Raw genomic sequence first — 18,430 nt, forward strand, 5'->3', positions numbered from 1 at the left:
CATGGGTGCTATCCCTCTCGAGCATGGTCTGGCAGTCGCCGGCATCCTGTTCTGCTTAGGTCTGGTTGGCCTGATGGTCCGCCGCAACATCCTCTTCGTGCTCATGAGCCTGGAAGTCATGATGAACGCCTCTGCCCTGGCGTTCATCGTCGCCGGTGCCCGCTGGGTCCAGCCCGACGGCCAGGTGATGTTCATTCTGGTGATCAGCCTGGCAGCCGCCGAGGCCAGCATTGGCCTGGCGATCCTGCTGCAGCTGTATCGCCGCTTCCACACTCTCGACATCGATGCTGCCAGTGAGATGCGCGGATGAACCTTCTCTTCCTGACTTTCGTCTTCCCCCTCGTCGGCTTCCTGCTGCTGTCGTTCTCGCGCGGGCGGTTCTCGGAGAACCTGTCCGCCCTGATCGGCGTCGGCTCGGTGGGCCTCTCGGCCGCCACCGCTGCCTACGTCATCTGGCAATTCAACGTCGCCCCGCCTGAGGGCGGCGCGTACAGCCAGCTGCTGTGGCAGTGGATGTCGGTGGACGGCTTCGCGCCGAACTTCACCCTGTACCTGGACGGCCTGTCGGTGACCATGCTTGGCGTGGTGACCGGTGTCGGTTTCCTGATCCACCTGTTCGCGTCCTGGTACATGCGCGGCGAAGCCGGTTACTCGCGCTTCTTCTCGTACACCAACCTGTTCATCGCCAGCATGCTGTTCCTGATCCTCGGCGATAACCTGCTGTTCATCTACTTCGGCTGGGAAGGCGTGGGCCTGTGCTCGTACCTGTTGATCGGTTTCTACTACAGCAACCGCAACAACGGTAACGCGGCACTCAAGGCGTTCATCGTCACCCGGATCGGCGACGTGTTCATGGCCATCGGCCTGTTCATCCTGTTCGCCCAGCTGGGTACCCTGAACGTGCAGGAACTGCTGGTGCTGGCACCGCAGAAGTTCCAGGCTGGCGACACCTGGATGGTGCTGGCAACCCTGATGCTGCTGGGTGGTGCGGTCGGTAAATCGGCCCAGCTGCCACTGCAGACCTGGCTGGCCGACGCGATGGCAGGCCCGACGCCGGTTTCGGCACTGATCCACGCGGCAACCATGGTAACTGCGGGCGTGTACCTGATCGCCCGTACCAACGGCCTGTTCCTGCTGGCGCCGGACATCCTGCACCTGGTCGGCGTCGTCGGTGGCGTGACCCTGGTACTGGCCGGCTTCGCCGCGCTGGTGCAGACCGACATCAAGCGTATCCTCGCCTACTCGACCATGAGCCAGATCGGCTACATGTTCCTGGCCCTGGGCGTGGGTGCCTGGGACGCGGCGATCTTCCACCTGATGACCCACGCCTTCTTCAAGGCCCTGCTGTTCCTGGCCTCCGGTGCGGTGATCGTTGCCTGCCACCACGAGCAGAACATCTTCAAGATGGGCGGCCTGTGGAAGAAACTGCCACTGGCCTACGCCAGCTTCGTGGTGGGTGGCGCTGCCCTGGCAGCCCTGCCGATCGTGACCGTGGGCTTCTACTCCAAGGACGAAATCCTCTGGGAGGCCTTCGCCAGCGGTAACACCGGCCTGCTGTACGCCGGCCTGGTCGGCGCGTTCATGACGTCGCTGTACACCTTCCGCCTGATCTTCATTGCCTTCCACGGCGAAGCGAAGACCGAAGCCCATGCTGGCCACGGCATCAGCCACTGGCTGCCGCTGGGTGTGCTGATCGTGCTGTCGACCTTCGTCGGCGCCTGGATCACCCCACCGCTGGCAGGCGTACTGCCAGAGAGCGCCGGCCATGCCGGAGGCGAAGCCAAGCACGCGCTGGAGATCACCTCGGGTGCCATCGCCATCGCCGGTATCCTGCTGTCGGCCATGCTGTTCCTCGGCAAGCGCCGCCTGGTCAGCGCGATCGCCAACAGTGGCATCGGTCGCGTCCTGTCGGCTTGGTGGTTCGCCGCCTGGGGCTTCGACTGGATCTACGACAAGCTGTTCGTCAAACCTTACCTGCTGATCAGCCACATCCTGCGCAAGGATCCGGTTGACCGCAGCATCGGCCTCATCCCTCGCATGGCTCGCGGCGGCCACGTCGCCATGAGCAAGACCGAGACCGGTCAGCTGCGCTGGTACACCGCTTCTATCGCCGTTGGCGCAGTGCTGGTACTCGGCGCTGTAGTAGTGGCAGCGGTATGACCATGAACTTTGCGAACCTTGCGACTCTGCGAAAGGAAACGAACCCGTCATGATTTTGCCTTGGCTGATCCTGATCCCCTTCATCGGCGGCTTCCTGTGCTGGCTGGGTGAGCGCTTCGGCGCCACCCTGCCGCGCTGGATTGCACTGCTGACCATGTCCCTGCTGCTCGGCATCGGCCTTTGGCTGTGGGCTCACGGCGACTACACCCTCGCCCCTGCTCCGGGCGCCGAGCCTGCCTGGGCCCTGGAATACAAAGTCCAGTGGATCCAGCGCTTCGGCATCAGCATCCACCTGGCCCTCGATGGCCTGTCGCTGCTGATGATCCTGCTCACCGGCCTGCTCGGTGTGCTGTCGGTACTGTGCTCCTGGAAAGAAATCCAGCGCCACGTCGGCTTCTTCCACCTCAACCTGATGTGGATCCTTGGCGGCGTGGTCGGTGTGTTCCTGGCCCTGGACCTGTTCCTGTTCTTCTTCTTCTGGGAAATGATGCTGGTGCCGATGTACTTCCTCATCGCGCTCTGGGGTCACAGCTCGGCAGATGGCAAGAAGACCCGGATCTACGCGGCGACCAAGTTCTTCATCTTCACCCAGGCCAGCGGCCTGATCATGCTGGTAGCGATCCTTGGCCTGGTGCTGGTCAACTACACCAACACCGGGGTGATCACCTTCAACTACAGCGACCTGCTCAAGGCCGACCTGCCGGCCGGTACCGAGTACCTGCTGATGCTGGGCTTCTTCATCGCCTTCGCGGTGAAGCTGCCGGTGGTACCGTTCCACTCCTGGCTGCCTGACGCTCACGCCCAGGCACCGACCGCAGGTTCCGTGGACCTGGCCGGTATCTTGCTGAAGACCGCGGCCTACGGCCTGCTGCGCTTCGCCCTGCCGCTGTTCCCGAACGCCTCGGCCGAGTTCGCGCCGATCGCCATGACCCTGGGCCTGATCGGTATCTTCTACGGTGCCTTCCTGGCCTTTGCGCAAACCGACATCAAGCGCCTGATCGCCTTCTCCAGCGTCTCGCACATGGGCTTCGTGCTGATCGGTATCTACTCCGGCAGCCAGCAGGCCCTGCAAGGCGCGGTGATCCAGATGCTGGCCCACGGCCTGTCGGCTGCCGCGCTGTTCATCCTGTCCGGCCAGCTGTACGAGCGCCTGCACACCCGTGACATGCGTCAGATGGGTGGCCTGTGGCACCGCATCGCCTACCTGCCGGCCATCAGCCTGTTCTTCGCGGCGGCATCGCTGGGCCTGCCAGGCACCGGCAACTTCGTCGGCGAGTTCCTGATCCTGATCGGCAGCTTCGTGCATGTACCGTGGATCACCGTGATCGCCACCACCGGCCTGGTGTTCGGTTCGGTTTACTCGCTGATCATGATCCACCGTGCCTACTTCGGCCCAGCCAAGTCCGACACCGTGCTGGCCGGCATGGACGGTCGCGAGCTGATCATGGTCCTCGGCCTTGCCGGGCTGCTGATCCTGCTGGGCGTGTATCCACAGCCGTTCCTCGACACCTCTGCCGCCACCATGAGTGGTGTGCAGCAGTGGCTCGGTTCCGCTTTCACTCAACTCGCTTCGGCCCGGTAAGAGCGCTATGGAATTCACCACTCAACACTTCATCGCATTGGCGCCGATGCTGATCACCACCCTCACCACGGTGGTGGTGATGCTGGCGATCGCCTGGAAGCGCAACCACTCGCAGACCTTCCTGCTGTCCACCGTGGGCCTGAACCTGGCCCTGCTGTCGATTCTGCCGGCGCTGAAAGTCGCGCCACTGGCGGTCACCTCGCTGGTTACCATCGACAAGTTCGCCTGCCTGTACATGGCGATCATCCTGGTTGCCACGCTGGCCTGCGTCACCCTCGCCCACGCCTACCTCGGTGAAGGCTCCAAGGGCTTCCCGGGCAACCGTGAAGAGCTGTACCTGCTGCTGCTGATGTCCGCCCTCGGTGGCCTGGTGCTGGTCAGCGCCAACCACCTGGCCGGCCTGTTCATCGGCCTGGAGCTGCTGTCGGTACCTGTCTATGGCCTGGTGGCGTATGCCTTCTTCAACAAGCGCTCGCTGGAAGCCGGCATCAAGTACATGGTGCTGTCGGCCGCCGGCTCCGCCTTCCTGCTGTTCGGCATGGCCCTGCTGTACGCCGACGCTGGCAGCCTGACCTTCGACCAGCTGGGCAAGGCCCTGGCCACTACCAGCATGCCGAGCCTGCTGGCCCAGCTGGGCCTGGGCATGATGCTGGTCGGCCTGGCCTTCAAGCTGTCGCTGGTACCGTTCCACCTGTGGACCCCGGACGTGTACGAAGGCGCCCCGGCGCCGGTTGCCGCGTTCCTGGCCACCGCCAGCAAGGTTGCCGTGTTCGCCGTGGTCGTGCGCCTGTTCATGCTCTCCCCTGCTGCCAGCAGCGGCGTACTGAGCACCGTACTGGCCGTGATTGCAGTCGCCTCGATCCTGATCGGTAACCTGCTGGCGCTGACCCAGAGCAACCTCAAGCGGCTGCTCGGTTACTCGTCCATCGCCCACTTCGGCTATCTGGTCATCGCCCTGGTTGCCAGCAAGGGCCTGGCCATGGAAGCCATGGGCGTGTACCTGGTCACCTATGTGATCACCAGCCTCGGCGCCTTCGGTGTCATCACCCTGATGTCCTCGCCTTACGGCGGCCGTGACGCCGATGCACTGTACGAATACCGCGGCCTTTTCTGGCGCCGTCCGTACCTGACTGCGGTACTGACCGTGATGATGCTGTCGCTGGCAGGCATTCCGCTGACCGCTGGCTTCATCGGCAAGTTCTACATCATCGCCACCGGCGTCGAGTCGCAGCTGTGGTGGCTGGTCGGTGCGCTGGTGATCGGTAGCGCCATCGGCGTGTATTACTACCTGCGCGTCATGGTCACCCTGTACCTGGTCGAGCCGAACCTGCGTCGCCACGACGCCCCACTGAAGTGGGAACAGCGCACCGGCGGCGTGATGCTGCTGGCCATCGCCATTCTGGCCTTCGTCCTGGGTGTGTACCCGCAGCCGCTGCTGGACCTGGTTCAGCACGCTGGCCTGCAACTGCTCGGCTGATCGCAGCTTAAGTAAAAACACCCCGCACATGCGGGGTGTTTTTTTATCTGTGCCTGGTGGCCGCCTGCGAAGGCTTTCCCAAACGCGGGCGACTCGGTGCCCCCTCATCACGTGCCAAAGCCGACTTGCGCAATTCCTTGCCGGCAGATGGCAGCTGTACTTCCGGGTTGGGCATGCCACTGGGTGAAAGTTCGTGGGTCATTTCAAACTCCGCCCTCACCGACCAGCCGCAAGCCTCATTGATACATTGCAAGTAGGCAACGCGCAAAAAGATATGCCGACCCTCACTGGTGCGAATGCGCATACGGCTGTTGCAGTGCGGGCAGACCAGTTTGTAAGTACTCACACAACATACCTGCCAGCGCTGCTTGAAAAAATTAGCCGTAAGAAAAGGCCGCCAGTGTGCTGCGTATTAGCTACGGTCATAGAAAGGTTTTTCATCAAAGTACTTCTCATGCCAAGATATCTCCTCAAATCGAATGGCTAGTATTCATAACGAGTATTTTAAGCCCAGAGAATGTCGTTAAACCAGTCATGGATATTTGTTATGAATAGCCAATTGCTTACACCGGTGCTGGCGCGCCTGAAGCTTCTTACCGGCTCCGAGACCGACGTTCAGTTGGCAAGAGCCATGAAAGTCAGCCCACAGACACTGAGCAGCTGGAAAGTTCGCGACAGCATTCCATATTCACTTTGCGTAGACCTGGCCAGTCAGCATGGCTGCTCGCTGGATTGGCTCCTCCTGGGTAAGCAAGATGACAGCCTTGCTGTGCAAAGCCAGAACGACTGGGAGAGCGACATGCTCGGCCGCCTGCGCGAGCTTTCCCACACAGACCGCCAGTCGGTACAACTGCATATCGAGGACAAGCAACGTATCCGTCAGCTCGAGCGACAACTGCAGGATCTGGCCAAGCGCAGCTCTGCGGCACAATAACGTCAGCCTCGGCGGCGCCAGCGCTGGATGACCTCGCGCAGGTCCACCGAGTCCAGCCATACCAGCACCTTCAAGGTAATCGGTATAACCACTACCGCAGCGGCAAAGGCGGCCATGCCACGCGACAACATCGGCGCCAGCGCATGCAGCAGTGGCTCGAACAGGTAGCCGACCCCCAGGGTCAGGAATACCAGCAAGACCTGCTTGCGGGCCGACAGGCGCCTGCGAGATACGATGATAAGTCGATCCCGGGCGGCGCTCACCAACAGTGCCCCCAACAGTGCGCCGAACAGGGCCCTGCCCTCGGTGTCCAGCAATTCGTAGAATGCAGCGATGGCGGCCTCCACCAGATAGGACTCATCCATGCTCAGTCCCTCCGCCCGCTGCCGGCCCTGCCTGCAGGTTGAGCCTCACTGCAGCCGCGATGAAATATCGGTAGCAGACCGACAGGGCCCGTCCGCTGGCATGACCTGCGACATCTTCAAGGCGCCGGTAACCACGGCTACGCAGTGCAATGCGCCAGCTCGCGAACTCTCTGGCGGCATCTATCGCGGCGCAGCGCATGGCCAATGCGAGGCGAGCCTCACTGACATTTTCGTCAAGGTGCAGGCGTTCGCGTAACACATTCAGTTCGATGCGTGGCCAGAATGGATCGTGACAATCGGGAAACCGTGAAGCCTTGGAAAAAGGCGCGATCCGTGATTGCGGGGTCAGGTGACCATCATGCATATCGCCCCTCACTGCTCGGCCAGCATGCCGTAGCGAATGGCTTTGATGACGGCCGCGACACGTGTGGGAACATCGAACTTGCGCAGCAAGTTGGCCACATGGAAATTCACTGTCGACTCTTTGCACTGCAGAATCTGGCCGATTTCCCATGAAGTCTTGCCATAGGCGCACCACAACAGCACTTGCTGCTCTCGCGGTGTCAGGTAAATCGGCGCTTCGGTATGGCTTTCAGGTGTCCGTCGCATATTGGTTTCCATCACTGAGTTCCCAAGTAGTCGCCAGTTGTGGCAGCGCAGCGTGCTGCCGCTGTGTAGGGCCCACCTTACGGATGCCAGCCGTGCCCACTCCAGCGATGCAACTTGTAAAGAACCGTCCTACACATCCGTTCAACACGACGTACGCATGAAAATCTCAATTGTTCGTGCTCTGGCAGGATCTTCGCTCGTCACAACGCGGTTGCCTGTCTGCCAATCGCCTGGAGTTGTACGATGCGTCCCGTTTTACCCTTCTCGTCTTACCTTGGCCTGCTGGCCATGTTCACGGTCAGCCAGCAAACTGCGGCAGCGCCTGCCGTTGAATTGGGCCAGGTGCTGATCAACGATGAAGAACAAAGCGAACTGAACGACGCCCGCGAACGCCTGCGTGCGGTGCCAGGCGCCACCAACCTGGTGGACATGCAACGCGTCGGGCAAGGCCGGGTCGCCAGCAATCAGGACGTCTTGGCCTATCAGCCCGGCGTGTTCGCTCAGTCGGCGGGCAACGATGGCATCAAGCTGTCGATCCGCGGCTCGGGTATCAACCGAGCCCCTGGCGCCCATGGCTCCGGGGTATACACGATGTTCGACGGCCTGCCGCTGACCGGCCCCGGCGGTACGCCCTACGAGCTGTTCGAACCGCTATGGCTGAACCGGGCCGAAGTGTTGCGCGGGGCCAACGGCTTCGACCAAGGCTCGCTGGCCCTGGGTGGGTCAATCAATTATGTGACCCACACCGGCTACGACGCCGCGCCCTTGCAGGTGCGCTACGAGGTCGGCAGCCGCGGTTACCAGCACCGCCACATCAGCGCGGGGCAAGTGCTGGGCAACCTCGACTACTACGTGGCCCTCACCGACTCGGAGTACGACGGCTACCAGGCGCATAGCAGCGGTAGCGCGAAAGGCATCGCCGCCAACGTCGGCTACCGCTTCAACCCGAACCTGGAGACGCGCTTCTACCTGCGTTACCGGGAAACCGAAAACGACCTGGCCGGGCGCTTGACCAAGGAGCAGATCAAGCACGACCCTCGCGCTGCCAACCCGGGCTACCTGTCGCGCAACGACAGCCGCCCGCAACCGGGTAGCACCTGGGTGGGCAACAAGACCACGTTCTACCTCGACGACGACTCACGCCTGGAGGCCGGGCTGGTCTATCACGACTACCCGATGGACTTGCGCGAGGGTGCCATGCGCCTGAAGGTGGCCTACGCCGATGCCAGCGGCACACTGAACTACTTCCGTCGCGACACCTTGTTCGGCCACGAGAGCAAGACCACCATCGGCTGGCGCACCACCAAGCACCTGCCCAACAGTGGCGCCTCGCAGTTCTCGCGGGTCAACGATGTAGTCGGCGCACGCACGCGTGACTTCACCTATCAGGGGTCGGACACCGTGTTGCATGTGGGCAACGACCTGGAGCTGATCCCTGACCTGTGGCTGACCACCGGGTTGGCGATGATCTACACCCGTCGTGAAAGCGATGTCACGTACCCTGCCGATGGCGGCAAGGTAAGCCAGCATGACTGGGACTATGCGCCACGCATTGGCTTGCGTTACGACCTTCGCCCGGACCTTCAGGTTTATGGCAACCTCAGCCGTTCGGTGGAGCCACCGCATCCGTGGTCCCTGGTCTGGAGCGCGCCGGTCACCAACCAGCCCATGAAGATGCAGAACCAGACCGCCACCACCCTGGAACTGGGCGCCCGCGGCGATTCGGCGCTGGGGCGTTGGGACCTGGCCTGGTACTACTCGCAAGTGCGTCATGAACTGCTGAACGTCGAGGTCGTGCAAGGCTTGCCGTTCAAGGAGTTCAACGCCAGCCCCACCGTGCACCAGGGCGTCGAAGCCGGCCTGGAAAGCAACCTCTGGGAGCAACCCGGCACGGGCAAGCTGAGCCTGCGCCAGGCTTACACCTTCAGCGACTTCCATTACCGCGACGACGACACGTTCGGCGACAACCGCCTGCCCGGCATCCCCATGCACTATTACCAGGCCGAACTGCGCTACGACTGGCCGAGCGGTTTCTACGCCGGGGTCAACACGCAGATGGCGTCGAACGTGCAGGTTGACTACGCCAACAGCTACCACGCCGATGCCTATGCTTTGCTCGGTGCGCGCCTGGGCTGGAACTCGCCGAAACAGGACTGGCAAACCTGGCTGGACCTGCGCAACCTGACCGACAAGCGCTATGCCGCTACGGTGACGCCGGGGTACAACGACGCCGGGCAGGATGTTGCCCGCTCGACACCGGGTGAAGGCTTTGGCGTTTACGCCGGCGTTTCGTACAGCTTCCGTTGACGCAGCGGCTCAGGACGGCAACTGCACCTGGGGTTTGGTCGCGGCGAAAATCGCCCAGCTGGAGACGAACAGCGCCGCTATCAACGGCCCGATCACGAAGCCATTGAGCCCGAATACCGCCAGCCCGCCCAAGGTGGACACCAGAATCAGGTAATCGGGCATGCGCGTGTCCTTGCCCACCAGGATCGGCCGCAACAGGTTGTCCACCAAGCCGATCACCAGTACCCCGAACGCCGTCAGGATCACCCCTGGCAAAATCGCCCCGGTGAGCAGGAAGTACGCCGCCACCGGCGCCCAGACGATCCCCGCCCCCACCGCCGGCAACAGCGACAGGAACGCCATCAGCACGCCCCACACCAGCGCACTGGGGATATCCAGCACCCAAAAGATCAAACCACCCAGCGCACCCTGGGTAATGGCCATCAGGACATTGCCCTTGACCGTGGCCCGCACCACACGGCTGAACTTCAGTTGCAAGCGGCGCTTCTGGTGCTCCGGCAGCGGTACCGCAAGACGTACCCGGCGGGCCACGTCGGCGCCTTCGCGGAGGAAGAAGAACAGCAGGTACGTCATGATGCCGAAGCTCACCAGGAACTCGAAGGTGCCCTGGCCAAAGTTGAAGACCTGGCCGGCCAGCACCTGGCTGCCCTGGGTGGCCCATTTGGTGATCTTGTCGCGCAGCCCGTCCAGGTTGCCCATGCCCATGGTGTCCAGCCCATGCTGGGCAAAGGCCGGCAGCATGTCCTTGCCCCGTGCGACATAACTGGCGATGTCCAGCTGCCCGCTCTCGATACGCTGGTACAAGGTGGCGCCTTCCTGCATCAGCAAGGCACTGGTGATGATCACCGGCAGCACTGCCACCAGCAGGCACACCAGCAAGGTGGTGAACGCTGCCAGGTTGCGGCGCCGGCCGAAGCGGATCAACAAGTGGCGCTGCAACGGCGCGAACAGGATGCCGAGAATCACCGCCCAGAAGATGGCGCCATAATAGGGCAACAGGATCCACACGAAGGCGATGGTCACCAGAGCCAGGAGTACGGCGAGGGCTCTGTTCTGTAGCGCGTCTTGGTTCATGGCGACTCCTCAAGTGTCATGGTTATTAGTGCACGCCACCTGCGCAAAAGTGCCACCTTGGTCTTGATTCAAATCAATACCATACCCCCGATCAGCCGTTAGCATCCGCGCCTTTGCCCCGGTGCGCCCATGAATCGACCCGCCAAGCCCGAACTGCTCGCCCCTGCTGGCAGCCTCAAGACCCTGCGCTATGCCTTCGCCTACGGTGCCGACGCGGTCTACGCCGGCCAGCCGCGCTATAGCCTGCGGGTGCGCAACAATGAGTTCGACCACGCCAACCTGGCGCAGGGCATCAGCGAGGCGCATGCCCTGGGCAAACGCTTCTATGTGGTGGTCAACATCGCCCCGCACAACGCCAAGCTGAAGACCTTCCTCAAGGACCTGGCGCCAGTGGTAGAGATGGCGCCCGATGCGCTGATCATGTCCGACCCCGGCCTGATCATGCTGGTGCGCCAGCATTTTCCGCAGATGCCGGTGCACCTGTCGGTGCAGGCCAATACGGTGAACTGGGCCAGCGTGCAGTTCTGGCAACAACTGGGCCTGAGCCGGGTGATCCTGTCGCGCGAACTGTCACTGGAGGAAATCGAAGAGATTCGCCAGCAAGTACCGGGCATGGAGCTGGAAGTATTCGTCCACGGCGCCCTGTGCATGGCCTACTCCGGCCGTTGCCTGCTGTCCGGTTACCTGAACAAGCGCGATGCCAACCAAGGCACTTGCACCAACGCCTGCCGCTGGAAATACGAGGCCACGCCTGCCACCGAAAATACCACCGGCGACATCGTCCGCGAGGTCGAGCCGACCCTGGGCGTCGGCGCGCCCACCGAACAGGTATTCCTGCTGCAGGAGAGCAATCGCCCGGGCAGCGAGATGCCGGCCTTCGAGGACGAGCATGGCACCTATATCATGAACGCCAAGGACCTGCGCGCCATCCAGCACGTCGAGCGCCTGGCGGCCATGGGCGTGCACTCGCTGAAGATCGAGGGCCGCACCAAGAGCCACTTCTACTGCGCGCGGGCCGTGCAGTCCTACCGCAAAGCCATCGACGATGCCGCAGCCGGGAGGCCGTTCGACATGGCGCTGATGGACAACCTCGAATCGCTGGCCCAGCGCGGCTATACCGAGGGCTTCCTGCGCCGCCATGTGCATGATGAATACCAGAACTACCTGCGCGGCAATTCGTTGTCCGAGCGCCAGCAGTTCGTCGGTGAACTGACGGGGGTGCGCGTCGACGGCCTGGCCGAGGTCAAGGTGAAGAACCGCTTCGCCCTGGGTGACCACCTGGAATTGATGACCCCGCGCGGCAACTACCATTTCGACCTGCACCGCCTGCTCGACCGCCAGCAGCACGCCATCGAGGTGGCGCCCGGTGACGGCCATGTGGTGTACCTGCCGATCCCCGAGCAGGTTGCCCTTGAGTTTGGCCTGCTGATGCGCGACCTGGGCAACGATGAACAAGCGCCTGACAACGCTGTAATCTGCGCCTCAGCCAGCTGACAGGCGCAACCGGCGAGGATCGTGGCTCTCCTGCATGAGGCCACGCCATGTTGCGCAACCCAACCCGCCGCACCTTCGTCAAAGGCCTGGGCGCCGCCACTACACTGGCCGGCCTGGGCTTGTGGCGCCCGCTGGCACAGGCCAGCGCTGACCGCGAGCTGGCCGGCCAGCACTTCGAGCTGTTCATCGGCCAGACCCTGGTCAACATCACCGGCCGACCACGGACCGCGCTGACCGTCAATGACAGCCTGCCCGGCCCGCTGCTGCGCTGGCGTGAAGGCGACACGGTGACCCTGCGCGTGCGCAACCATCTTGACCAAAGCAGCTCGATCCACTGGCACGGCATCCTCCTGCCGGCCAACATGGACGGTGTGCCAGGCCTGAGCTTCGCTGGCATCGCGCCGGGTGGCGACTACCTGTACCGGTTTACCCTGCGCCAAAGCGGTACCTACTGGTACCACAGCCATTCTGGCTTGCAGGAGCAGGCCGGGGTCTATGGCGCGATCGTCATCGCGCCACGCGAGCCCGAGCCGCACGTCTACCAGCGCGACCATGTGCTGCTGTTCAGCGACTGGTCCGACGAGGCGCCCGAAGCGTTGCTGGCGACCCTGAAAAAGCAGTCCGACGCCTTCAACGACCACAAGCGCACACTTGGCGATTTCATCGACGACGTCGCGCAACAGGGCTGGGACAACACCGTTGACGAACGCCTGAGCTGGGCGCGCATGCGCATGAGCCCCACCGACCTCGCCGACATCAGCGCTGCCACCTACACCTACCTGCTCAACGGCCAGCCACCGGACGGTAACTTCACCTGCCTGTTCCAGCCCGGCGAAACCGTACGCCTACGGCTGATCAACGCCTCGGCCATGACCTATTTCGATTTCCGCATCCCCGGCCTGCAGCTCACGGTAATCGCCGCCGACGGCCTGCCGGTGACACCCGTGACCGTGGACGAACTGCGCATCGCCGTGGCCGAAACCTATGACGTGCTGGTGACTGTGGGCGACCTGCCCGCCTACACCCTGTACGCCCAGAGCATGGACCGCAGCGGCTATGCCCGCGGAACCCTGGCCCGCGCCAGCGGCTTGCAGGCGCCAGTGCCGCAACCCGACCCCCGGCCGGTGCTGGGCATGGCCGACATGGGCCACGGCGGCATGGCGAGCATGGACCATAGCAACATGGCCGGCATGGATCACTCAGCGATGATGGCCATGCAGCAGCACCCGGCCAGCGAAACCGGCAACCCGCTGGTCGACATGCAGACCCTGGCCCCCCGGCCCAACTTGGCCGACCCAGGCATCGGCCTGCGTGACAATGGTCGCCGGGTGCTGACCTACGCCGACCTGCGCAGCCCCTACTCCGACCCGGACGGTCGCGAACCCTCACGGGAAATCGAGCTGCACCTGACCGGGCACATGGAGCGCTTCGCCTGGTCGTTCGACGGGGTCAAGTTCAGCGATGCCGCACCCTTGCGCCTGGCTTACGGCGAGCGCGTACGCATCACCCTGGTCAACGACACCATGATGGCCCACCCCATCCACTTGCATGGCATGTGGAGCGACCTGGAGGACGAGCACGGGCGCTTCCTGGTGCGCAAGCACACGCTCGACATCCCGCCCGGCAGCCGCCGCAGTTACCGGGTCACCGCAGATGCCCTGGGCCGCTGGGCCTACCACTGCCACCTGCTCTACCACATGGAGACCGGCATGTTCCGCGAGGTACGGGTCGATGAATGAGCTCAACAACCGGCGCCTGGTCACCGGCGTCGCCCTGGCCGCGCTGCTGGCCAGCGAACGGGCCATGGCCGCCGGCATGGCGCACATGAACCATGACGCCATGCCAACGGAACACAGTCAGACAAGCCATGGTCAGATGAACCACGCCAGTGCGCCGAGCCAACCCCGTACGCCGCTCCCGGTACTGAACGACGCCGACCGCCAGGCCGCCTTCCCGCCCCTGCCCGGCCACCAGGTGCACGACCACGCAATCAACTGGGCGGTGATCGTCGATCAGCTGGAATACCAGCATGTCGAAAGCAGCAGCGCCCTCAAATGGAACGCCACGGCCTGGGTCGGCGGCGACATTGATCGCCTGTGGCTTCGCACCGAGGGCGAACGGCAACAAGGCAAGACCCACAAGGCCGAGTTGCAGGCGCTGTGGGGGCACGCGATCAGCCCATGGTGGGAGCTGGTCGGCGGCCTGCGTCAAGACTTCAAGCCGGGCAGCGGGCAGGCTTGGGCCGCCTTCGGCATCCAGGGCACCCCGCTGTACGGCCTGGAACTCCAAGCCACAGCCTATGCCGGCGAGCGACAACAGAGCGCGCTGCGCCTGGAGGCCGCTTACGCTATCCTGCTGAGCAACCGCTGGATCCTCGAGCCGAACCTGGAAGCCAATTTTTTTGGCCGCAACGATGCCGGCCGTGAACAAGGTGCCGGGTTGGCCGACAGCGAAGTCGGCCTGCGCCTGCGCTACGAAATCACCCGAGGCTTTGCGCCCTATGTCGGGGTGAGCTTCGAGCGCCTGCACGGCAACCGCGCAAGCCAGGCCCGTGAAGATGGCGAAGACCTCGGCCAGACCCGCCTGGTGGCGGGCATACGCCTGCGTTTCTAAGGAGTTGTTTGACCATGCTGCGTAAACACCTGATCACCTTCGGCCTGCTGGCCATCACCGGCCTGGCCCAGGCTGCCGAAACCATCGATGTCTATCGCGATCCCAACTGTGGCTGCTGCAAGGCCTGGATCAGCCACCTGCGCGACAACGGTTTTACCGTCAACGACCATGTCGAGCCGAACATGAGCGCCGTCAAGCAGCGCATGGGGGTGGCGCCGCGCCTGGCGTCATGCCACACCGGGGTGATCGACGGCAAGTTCGTCGAAGGCCATGTGCCCGCCGAGCAGGTACGCCTGCTGGCCAAGCGCAGCGACCTCAAGGGGCTGGCCGTGCCAGGCATGCCCATGGGTTCGCCCGGCATGGAAATGGGTGACCACAAGGATGCCTACCAGGTCATCGGCGTGACCCAGGATGGCCAGGACACCGTGGTCGCCAGCTACTGATGCTGAGCCTCTGGGCGCTGTTTCTCAGCGCCTTCGGTGCCGCCACGCTGCTGCCGCTGCAATCGGAGGCTGTGCTGGTCGGCCTGCTGCTGCGCCAGCCCGAAGCCTGGTTGACGCTGCTGCTGGTCGCCACCCTGGGCAATGTGCTCGGCTCGGTGGTCAACTGGCTGCTCGGCCGGGCCATCGAGCACCTGCGTGACAGGCGCTGGTTCCCTTTCAGCACCCGCCAACTGGAGCGGGCGCAGCAACGTTACCAACGCTGGGGGCAATGGTCGCTGCTGCTGAGCTGGATGCCGGTGATCGGCGACCCGCTGACCTTGATCGCCGGCATCATGCGCGAGCCGTTCTGGCGCTTTCTGCTGCTGGTCACCCTGGCCAAGGCAGGGCGCTATATCATCGTGGCGATGATTACCCTGGGCGGGTTTCACGCCTGGTAACACCTTTAACGTTTAAGGTGGTCCACTGACTGCTACAGTCGCCAATTCCTACATGGTCCTACACGGAGTGCCCCCATGCTGCGCGCAACCGCCCTGGCCCTGGCCTGCCTCGTCGGCGCCCCGGCCATCGCCGCCGAATCGCCCACCTACGGCAAACAGCTCGAAGGCTTCAGCTACCCTCACCCACTCAAGCATTTCGATTTCCAGTCCCAAGGCCAGCACCTGCAGATGGGCTACATGGACGTGCCGGCCCAAGGCCAGGCCAATGGCCGCAGCGTGGTACTGATGCACGGCAAGAACTTCTGCGCCGCCACCTGGGAGACCACCATCGACGCCTTGAGCCAGGCGGGCTATCGGGTAATTGCCCCCGACCAGATTGGCTTCTGCACTTCGAGCAAGCCGGCCCAGTACCAGTACAGCTTCCAGCAACTGGCGGTGAACACCCACGCCCTGCTCGAGCAGTTGGGCATCAAGCAGGCAATCGTCCTCGGCCACTCCACCGGGGGCATGCTCGCTACCCGCTATGCACTGATGTACCCGCAGCAGGTCGAGCGCCTGGCAATGGTCAACCCGATCGGCCTGGAGGACTGGAAAGCACTGGGCGTGCCGTATCGTACGGTGGACCAGTGGTATGCCCGCGAACTCAAGCTCGATGCCGAAGGCGTGCGTGAGTATGAGCGCAAGACCTACTACGCGGGGCGCTGGAAGCCTGAGTACGAGCGCTGGGTGCAGATGCTGGTGGGGCTGAACAAGGGGCCCGGGCATGAAGCGGTGGCGTGGAACTCGGCGCTGATCTACGACATGATCTTCACCCAGCCGGTGTATCACGAGTTCAAGGACCTGAAGATGCCCACACTGCTGCTGATCGGCGACCAGGACACCACAGCGATCGGCAGCGACATCGCCCCACCGGAGGTGAAGGCGAAGTTGGGCAAGTACCAGGTGTTGGGGCCGCAGGTAGCCAAGCTGATTCCCCAGGGCGAGCTGGTAACCTTCGAGGGCATGGGGCATGCGCCGCAGATCGAGGAGCCACGGCGCTTCAACCGGACACTGGTGGAGTGGCTCGGCCGCTGACCCGATGAATGGGGGCGCGTTGCGCCCCATGCGCGACACAAGGCCGCTCCTACAAGGGACCGCATGCTCCTGTAGGAGCGGCCTTGTGTCGCGAAAGGGCCGCACAGCGGCGCCCTACAATCTCCAGACCTGCGCCTCGGTCCAGCCGAGCTCGGCAAAATCCAGCGCCCGCAGGTCGGCTTCATCTTCGCAGAAAAACTCATCCAGCTGCGGTGGCCGTACCGCCGTGTCGCTGAGCATCGCATGCACCTGCCCACGGTGATGGATCTGGTGCTCGAACAGGTGTGCCAGCAGGCGTAGCCGCTGTTCGCGCTGAATCCGTTGCGGCCGCACGATGCTCACGTAACGCTCCAGTTGGGCGTCCTGCAACAGGCTGCAATAGGCAATCAGCCGGTGATCGGCCTGGGCCTGCTCGGCATGCAGGTCAGTACAGGTGGCGAACGGTTGCTCCGGTTCGAAGAAGCGCTCGCCATCCGGGTGCGGCGCCTCACCGCGCTGTTCGCACTCGAGCATGTCGAGGTAGAACCAGTCCACTGTAAGCAGGTGGTTGAGGGTGGCCTTGATCGACGGGAAGAAGCTGCAACGGGGGGCCACGAACTCATCGTGGGTCAGTTGCAGGCAGGCCTTGTACAGGCGGTGGTTGGCCCAGCCATTGTTGTAGGCCTGGGTCAGCAGATGATGCGACAGCGGCTCCATGGTTCGGCTCCTTCAGGCGAAGCGTTGCAGTTGCATCTCCCGTAGCCGGCTCAAGGTCCTTTGGTACGGGAACGCCAGATACCCTTGAGTGTAGAGGGCATCAAGGGGAACCTGCGCCTCCAGGTATAGCGCCACCCGGCGGTCATAGCATTCGTCGACCAAGGCGATGAAACGACGCACGGCGTCGTCCTTGGCTGACAGCATCGGCAGCTCGCGGTCGCCTGCCGCGACACGCGCCGCGCCATCCTCGGTGCCGCGGGCGATACGCCCGGCCCGCTGTTCACCACCCAGGGCCGGCACACCCTCGACGAGTATCGCCGGGAAGCGATCGCACAAGGCCATGAACTCCATGGCGGCCAAGGGGCGTTCACAAAGCTCGGTAAAGCGGCACCAGACGGCCTGGCTGCTGCTGCGGATCACTTCGATCTGCCGCGAGCCGATCTGCAGTGCTGCGCTGCTGCCGGGGTCGTCCGGGCTAAGCTGCTGGAAAACCACGGCCAGCGCACCGCCTTCGGTCCCCGCTTCGGCCACCCAGTAACGCTGGTGCTGTGCCCCCGGGTGCAGGCGATGGTCCTGCTCACCGGCCACCGAAAGCACCTGCATGTGCCGCTCGATGGCGCTGATGGCTGGCAGAAAGCGCTCGCGATTGAAACCATCACGGTACAGCTGCTGCGGTGGCTGGTTGGACGTGGCGACCACCACCACACCGTGATCGAACAGCACCTGGAACAGGCGGCCGAGGATGATCGCATCGCCGATGTCGCTGACGAACAGTTCGTCGAAGCACAACACACGGATCTGCCCGGCCAGTTCCCGGGCCAGTGCCTGCAAGGGGTCGGCAGTGCCGTTGAGTTGGAACAGGCGCTGGTGGACCCAGGCCATGAAGTGATGGAAGTGCTGGCGCCGGGACGGGACGTTCAGGCAACGGTGGAACAGGTCCATGAGCCAGGTCTTGCCACGACCGACCGGCCCCCAAAGGTACAGGCCCTGTGTGGCATGGCCATTTTCCAAGGCGTCGAAACAGGTTTGCAGGGCCATGACAGCCTGGGCCTGAGCCGGGTCATGGGCGAAGCCTTGCTCAATTAAAGCCTGCTGATAGAGGGATTGCGGATCGAGGGGCATGGTCACTGGCTTGGCCTGTTGGAGCTCCATTGTCTGCACTGGC

The 18,430-nt window shown here is 63.4% G+C and carries 19 protein-coding genes; 12 read left to right on the forward strand and 7 right to left on the reverse strand.

Annotated elements, in window-relative coordinates; genetic code table 11:
* Nucleotide 1: 1 nt before the first annotated feature.
* The 4 genes from nuoK to nuoN are packed head-to-tail and all read left to right on the forward strand — an operon-like array spanning nt 2 to nt 5,219.
* Entirely contained in the window at nt 2–310 is a 309-nt protein-coding gene (gene nuoK, locus H040_RS07575) for an NADH-quinone oxidoreductase subunit NuoK (protein ID WP_008096201.1), read from the forward strand.
* Nucleotides 307–2,160, forward strand: a complete 1,854-nt coding sequence (nuoL, locus tag H040_RS07580; protein WP_027920604.1) for an NADH-quinone oxidoreductase subunit L — start codon at nt 307–309, stop codon at nt 2,158–2,160. The genes nuoK and nuoL overlap by 4 nt, the downstream gene beginning before the upstream one ends.
* A 49-nt stretch (nt 2,161–2,209) precedes the next feature.
* Nucleotides 2,210–3,742 carry an NADH-quinone oxidoreductase subunit M gene (gene nuoM / locus H040_RS07585; protein ID WP_027920605.1) on the forward strand — a complete coding sequence of 511 codons (1,533 nt, stop codon included), beginning with the start codon at nt 2,210–2,212 and terminating at the stop codon, nt 3,740–3,742.
* Between the two features lie 7 nt (nt 3,743–3,749).
* A complete protein-coding gene (gene nuoN / locus H040_RS07590; protein ID WP_027920606.1) occupies nt 3,750–5,219 on the forward strand; it encodes an NADH-quinone oxidoreductase subunit NuoN in 1,470 nt (489 codons plus the stop codon).
* Nucleotides 5,220–5,262: 43 nt separating this feature from the next.
* Here nuoN and H040_RS07595 read toward each other — a convergent pair whose 3' ends face one another.
* Complete coding sequence (locus tag H040_RS07595) at nt 5,263–5,565, reverse strand: ogr/Delta-like zinc finger family protein (protein ID WP_081784344.1); 303 nt, start codon at nt 5,563–5,565, stop codon at nt 5,263–5,265.
* Nucleotides 5,566–5,766: 201 nt separating this feature from the next.
* On the opposite strand from H040_RS07595, the gene H040_RS07600 reads away from it, so the two are divergent.
* Nucleotides 5,767–6,153: a helix-turn-helix domain-containing protein gene (locus H040_RS07600; RefSeq protein ID WP_027920607.1), complete on the forward strand. Its 387-nt coding sequence runs from the start codon at nt 5,767–5,769 to the stop codon at nt 6,151–6,153.
* Nucleotides 6,154–6,155: 2 nt separating this feature from the next.
* On the opposite strand, the gene H040_RS07605 is transcribed toward H040_RS07600, so the two are convergent.
* The 3 genes from H040_RS07605 to H040_RS07615 are packed head-to-tail and all read right to left on the reverse strand — an operon-like array spanning nt 6,156 to nt 7,139.
* Complete coding sequence (locus H040_RS07605) at nt 6,156–6,518, reverse strand: hypothetical protein (RefSeq protein WP_027920608.1); 363 nt, start codon at nt 6,516–6,518, stop codon at nt 6,156–6,158.
* Nucleotides 6,511–6,882: a head completion/stabilization protein gene (locus tag H040_RS07610; RefSeq protein WP_081784345.1), complete on the reverse strand. Its 372-nt coding sequence runs from the start codon at nt 6,880–6,882 to the stop codon at nt 6,511–6,513. The genes H040_RS07605 and H040_RS07610 overlap by 8 nt, the downstream gene beginning before the upstream one ends.
* A gap of 8 nt (nt 6,883–6,890) precedes the next feature.
* Nucleotides 6,891–7,139: a response regulator transcription factor gene (locus tag H040_RS07615; RefSeq protein WP_027920610.1), complete on the reverse strand. Its 249-nt coding sequence runs from the start codon at nt 7,137–7,139 to the stop codon at nt 6,891–6,893.
* 231 nt (nt 7,140–7,370) lie between these two features.
* Here H040_RS07615 and H040_RS07620 point away from each other — a divergent pair, with 231 nt between their 5' ends.
* Nucleotides 7,371–9,434 (forward strand): TonB-dependent receptor family protein, encoded by a 2,064-nt coding sequence (locus H040_RS07620; protein ID WP_027920611.1) that lies wholly within the window; start codon nt 7,371–7,373, stop codon nt 9,432–9,434.
* A gap of 9 nt (nt 9,435–9,443) precedes the next feature.
* On the opposite strand, the gene H040_RS07625 is transcribed toward H040_RS07620, so the two are convergent.
* Nucleotides 9,444–10,508 carry an AI-2E family transporter gene (locus tag H040_RS07625; protein WP_027920612.1) on the reverse strand — a complete coding sequence of 355 codons (1,065 nt, stop codon included), beginning with the start codon at nt 10,506–10,508 and terminating at the stop codon, nt 9,444–9,446.
* Between the two features lie 129 nt (nt 10,509–10,637).
* On the opposite strand from H040_RS07625, the gene trhP reads away from it, so the two are divergent.
* From trhP to H040_RS07655, 6 genes are all read left to right on the forward strand, one after another.
* Nucleotides 10,638–12,002: a prephenate-dependent tRNA uridine(34) hydroxylase TrhP gene (trhP, locus tag H040_RS07630; protein ID WP_027920613.1), complete on the forward strand. Its 1,365-nt coding sequence runs from the start codon at nt 10,638–10,640 to the stop codon at nt 12,000–12,002.
* A gap of 47 nt (nt 12,003–12,049) precedes the next feature.
* Nucleotides 12,050–13,741, forward strand: a complete 1,692-nt coding sequence (locus H040_RS07635; RefSeq protein WP_027920614.1) for a copper resistance system multicopper oxidase — start codon at nt 12,050–12,052, stop codon at nt 13,739–13,741.
* Nucleotides 13,734–14,615, forward strand: a complete 882-nt coding sequence (locus tag H040_RS07640) for a copper resistance protein B (protein ID WP_027920615.1) — start codon at nt 13,734–13,736, stop codon at nt 14,613–14,615. The genes H040_RS07635 and H040_RS07640 overlap by 8 nt, the downstream gene beginning before the upstream one ends.
* Before the next feature lie 14 nt (nt 14,616–14,629).
* Complete coding sequence (locus H040_RS07645) at nt 14,630–15,058, forward strand: DUF411 domain-containing protein (RefSeq protein ID WP_027920616.1); 429 nt, start codon at nt 14,630–14,632, stop codon at nt 15,056–15,058.
* Nucleotides 15,058–15,495 carry a YqaA family protein gene (locus tag H040_RS07650; protein WP_027920617.1) on the forward strand — a complete coding sequence of 146 codons (438 nt, stop codon included), beginning with the start codon at nt 15,058–15,060 and terminating at the stop codon, nt 15,493–15,495. Before H040_RS07645 ends, H040_RS07650 begins: the two co-directional genes overlap by 1 nt.
* A gap of 75 nt (nt 15,496–15,570) precedes the next feature.
* Complete coding sequence (locus H040_RS07655) at nt 15,571–16,569, forward strand: alpha/beta fold hydrolase (RefSeq protein ID WP_027920618.1); 999 nt, start codon at nt 15,571–15,573, stop codon at nt 16,567–16,569.
* A gap of 114 nt (nt 16,570–16,683) precedes the next feature.
* On the opposite strand, the gene H040_RS07660 is transcribed toward H040_RS07655, so the two are convergent.
* On the reverse strand, nt 16,684–17,265 hold the full coding sequence (locus H040_RS07660; protein ID WP_027920619.1) for a DinB family protein: 582 nt from the start codon (nt 17,263–17,265) through the stop codon (nt 16,684–16,686).
* 12 nt (nt 17,266–17,277) lie between these two features.
* A complete protein-coding gene (zapE, locus tag H040_RS07665; protein ID WP_027920620.1) occupies nt 17,278–18,387 on the reverse strand; it encodes a cell division protein ZapE in 1,110 nt (369 codons plus the stop codon).
* Nucleotides 18,388–18,430: the final 43 nt, after the last annotated feature.

The organism is Pseudomonas sp. URMO17WK12:I7 (assembly GCF_003269045.1).
GTDB lineage: Bacteria > Pseudomonadota > Gammaproteobacteria > Pseudomonadales > Pseudomonadaceae > Aquipseudomonas > Aquipseudomonas putida_J.

What these genes read in the sequence shown, in the direction of transcription:
- nuoK (WP_008096201.1), top strand. Translation starts at nt 2, where the DNA reads ATGGGTGCTATCCCTCTCGAGCATGGTCTGGCAGTCGCCGGCATCCTG.
- nuoL (WP_027920604.1), top strand. Translation starts at nt 307, where the DNA reads ATGAACCTTCTCTTCCTGACTTTCGTCTTCCCCCTCGTCGGCTTCCTG.
- nuoM (WP_027920605.1), top strand. Translation starts at nt 2,210, where the DNA reads ATGATTTTGCCTTGGCTGATCCTGATCCCCTTCATCGGCGGCTTCCTG.
- nuoN (WP_027920606.1), top strand. Translation starts at nt 3,750, where the DNA reads ATGGAATTCACCACTCAACACTTCATCGCATTGGCGCCGATGCTGATC.
- H040_RS07600 (WP_027920607.1), top strand. Translation starts at nt 5,767, where the DNA reads ATGAATAGCCAATTGCTTACACCGGTGCTGGCGCGCCTGAAGCTTCTT.
- H040_RS07605 (WP_027920608.1), bottom strand. Translation starts at nt 6,518, where the DNA reads ATGGATGAGTCCTATCTGGTGGAGGCCGCCATCGCTGCATTCTACGAA.
- H040_RS07610 (WP_081784345.1), bottom strand. Translation starts at nt 6,882, where the DNA reads ATGCATGATGGTCACCTGACCCCGCAATCACGGATCGCGCCTTTTTCC.
- H040_RS07615 (WP_027920610.1), bottom strand. Translation starts at nt 7,139, where the DNA reads ATGGAAACCAATATGCGACGGACACCTGAAAGCCATACCGAAGCGCCG.
- H040_RS07620 (WP_027920611.1), top strand. Translation starts at nt 7,371, where the DNA reads ATGCGTCCCGTTTTACCCTTCTCGTCTTACCTTGGCCTGCTGGCCATG.
- H040_RS07625 (WP_027920612.1), bottom strand. Translation starts at nt 10,508, where the DNA reads ATGAACCAAGACGCGCTACAGAACAGAGCCCTCGCCGTACTCCTGGCT.
- trhP (WP_027920613.1), top strand. Translation starts at nt 10,638, where the DNA reads ATGAATCGACCCGCCAAGCCCGAACTGCTCGCCCCTGCTGGCAGCCTC.
- H040_RS07635 (WP_027920614.1), top strand. Translation starts at nt 12,050, where the DNA reads ATGTTGCGCAACCCAACCCGCCGCACCTTCGTCAAAGGCCTGGGCGCC.
- H040_RS07640 (WP_027920615.1), top strand. Translation starts at nt 13,734, where the DNA reads ATGAATGAGCTCAACAACCGGCGCCTGGTCACCGGCGTCGCCCTGGCC.
- H040_RS07645 (WP_027920616.1), top strand. Translation starts at nt 14,630, where the DNA reads ATGCTGCGTAAACACCTGATCACCTTCGGCCTGCTGGCCATCACCGGC.
- H040_RS07650 (WP_027920617.1), top strand. Translation starts at nt 15,058, where the DNA reads ATGCTGAGCCTCTGGGCGCTGTTTCTCAGCGCCTTCGGTGCCGCCACG.
- H040_RS07655 (WP_027920618.1), top strand. Translation starts at nt 15,571, where the DNA reads ATGCTGCGCGCAACCGCCCTGGCCCTGGCCTGCCTCGTCGGCGCCCCG.
- H040_RS07660 (WP_027920619.1), bottom strand. Translation starts at nt 17,265, where the DNA reads ATGGAGCCGCTGTCGCATCATCTGCTGACCCAGGCCTACAACAATGGC.
- zapE (WP_027920620.1), bottom strand. Translation starts at nt 18,387, where the DNA reads ATGCCCCTCGATCCGCAATCCCTCTATCAGCAGGCTTTAATTGAGCAA.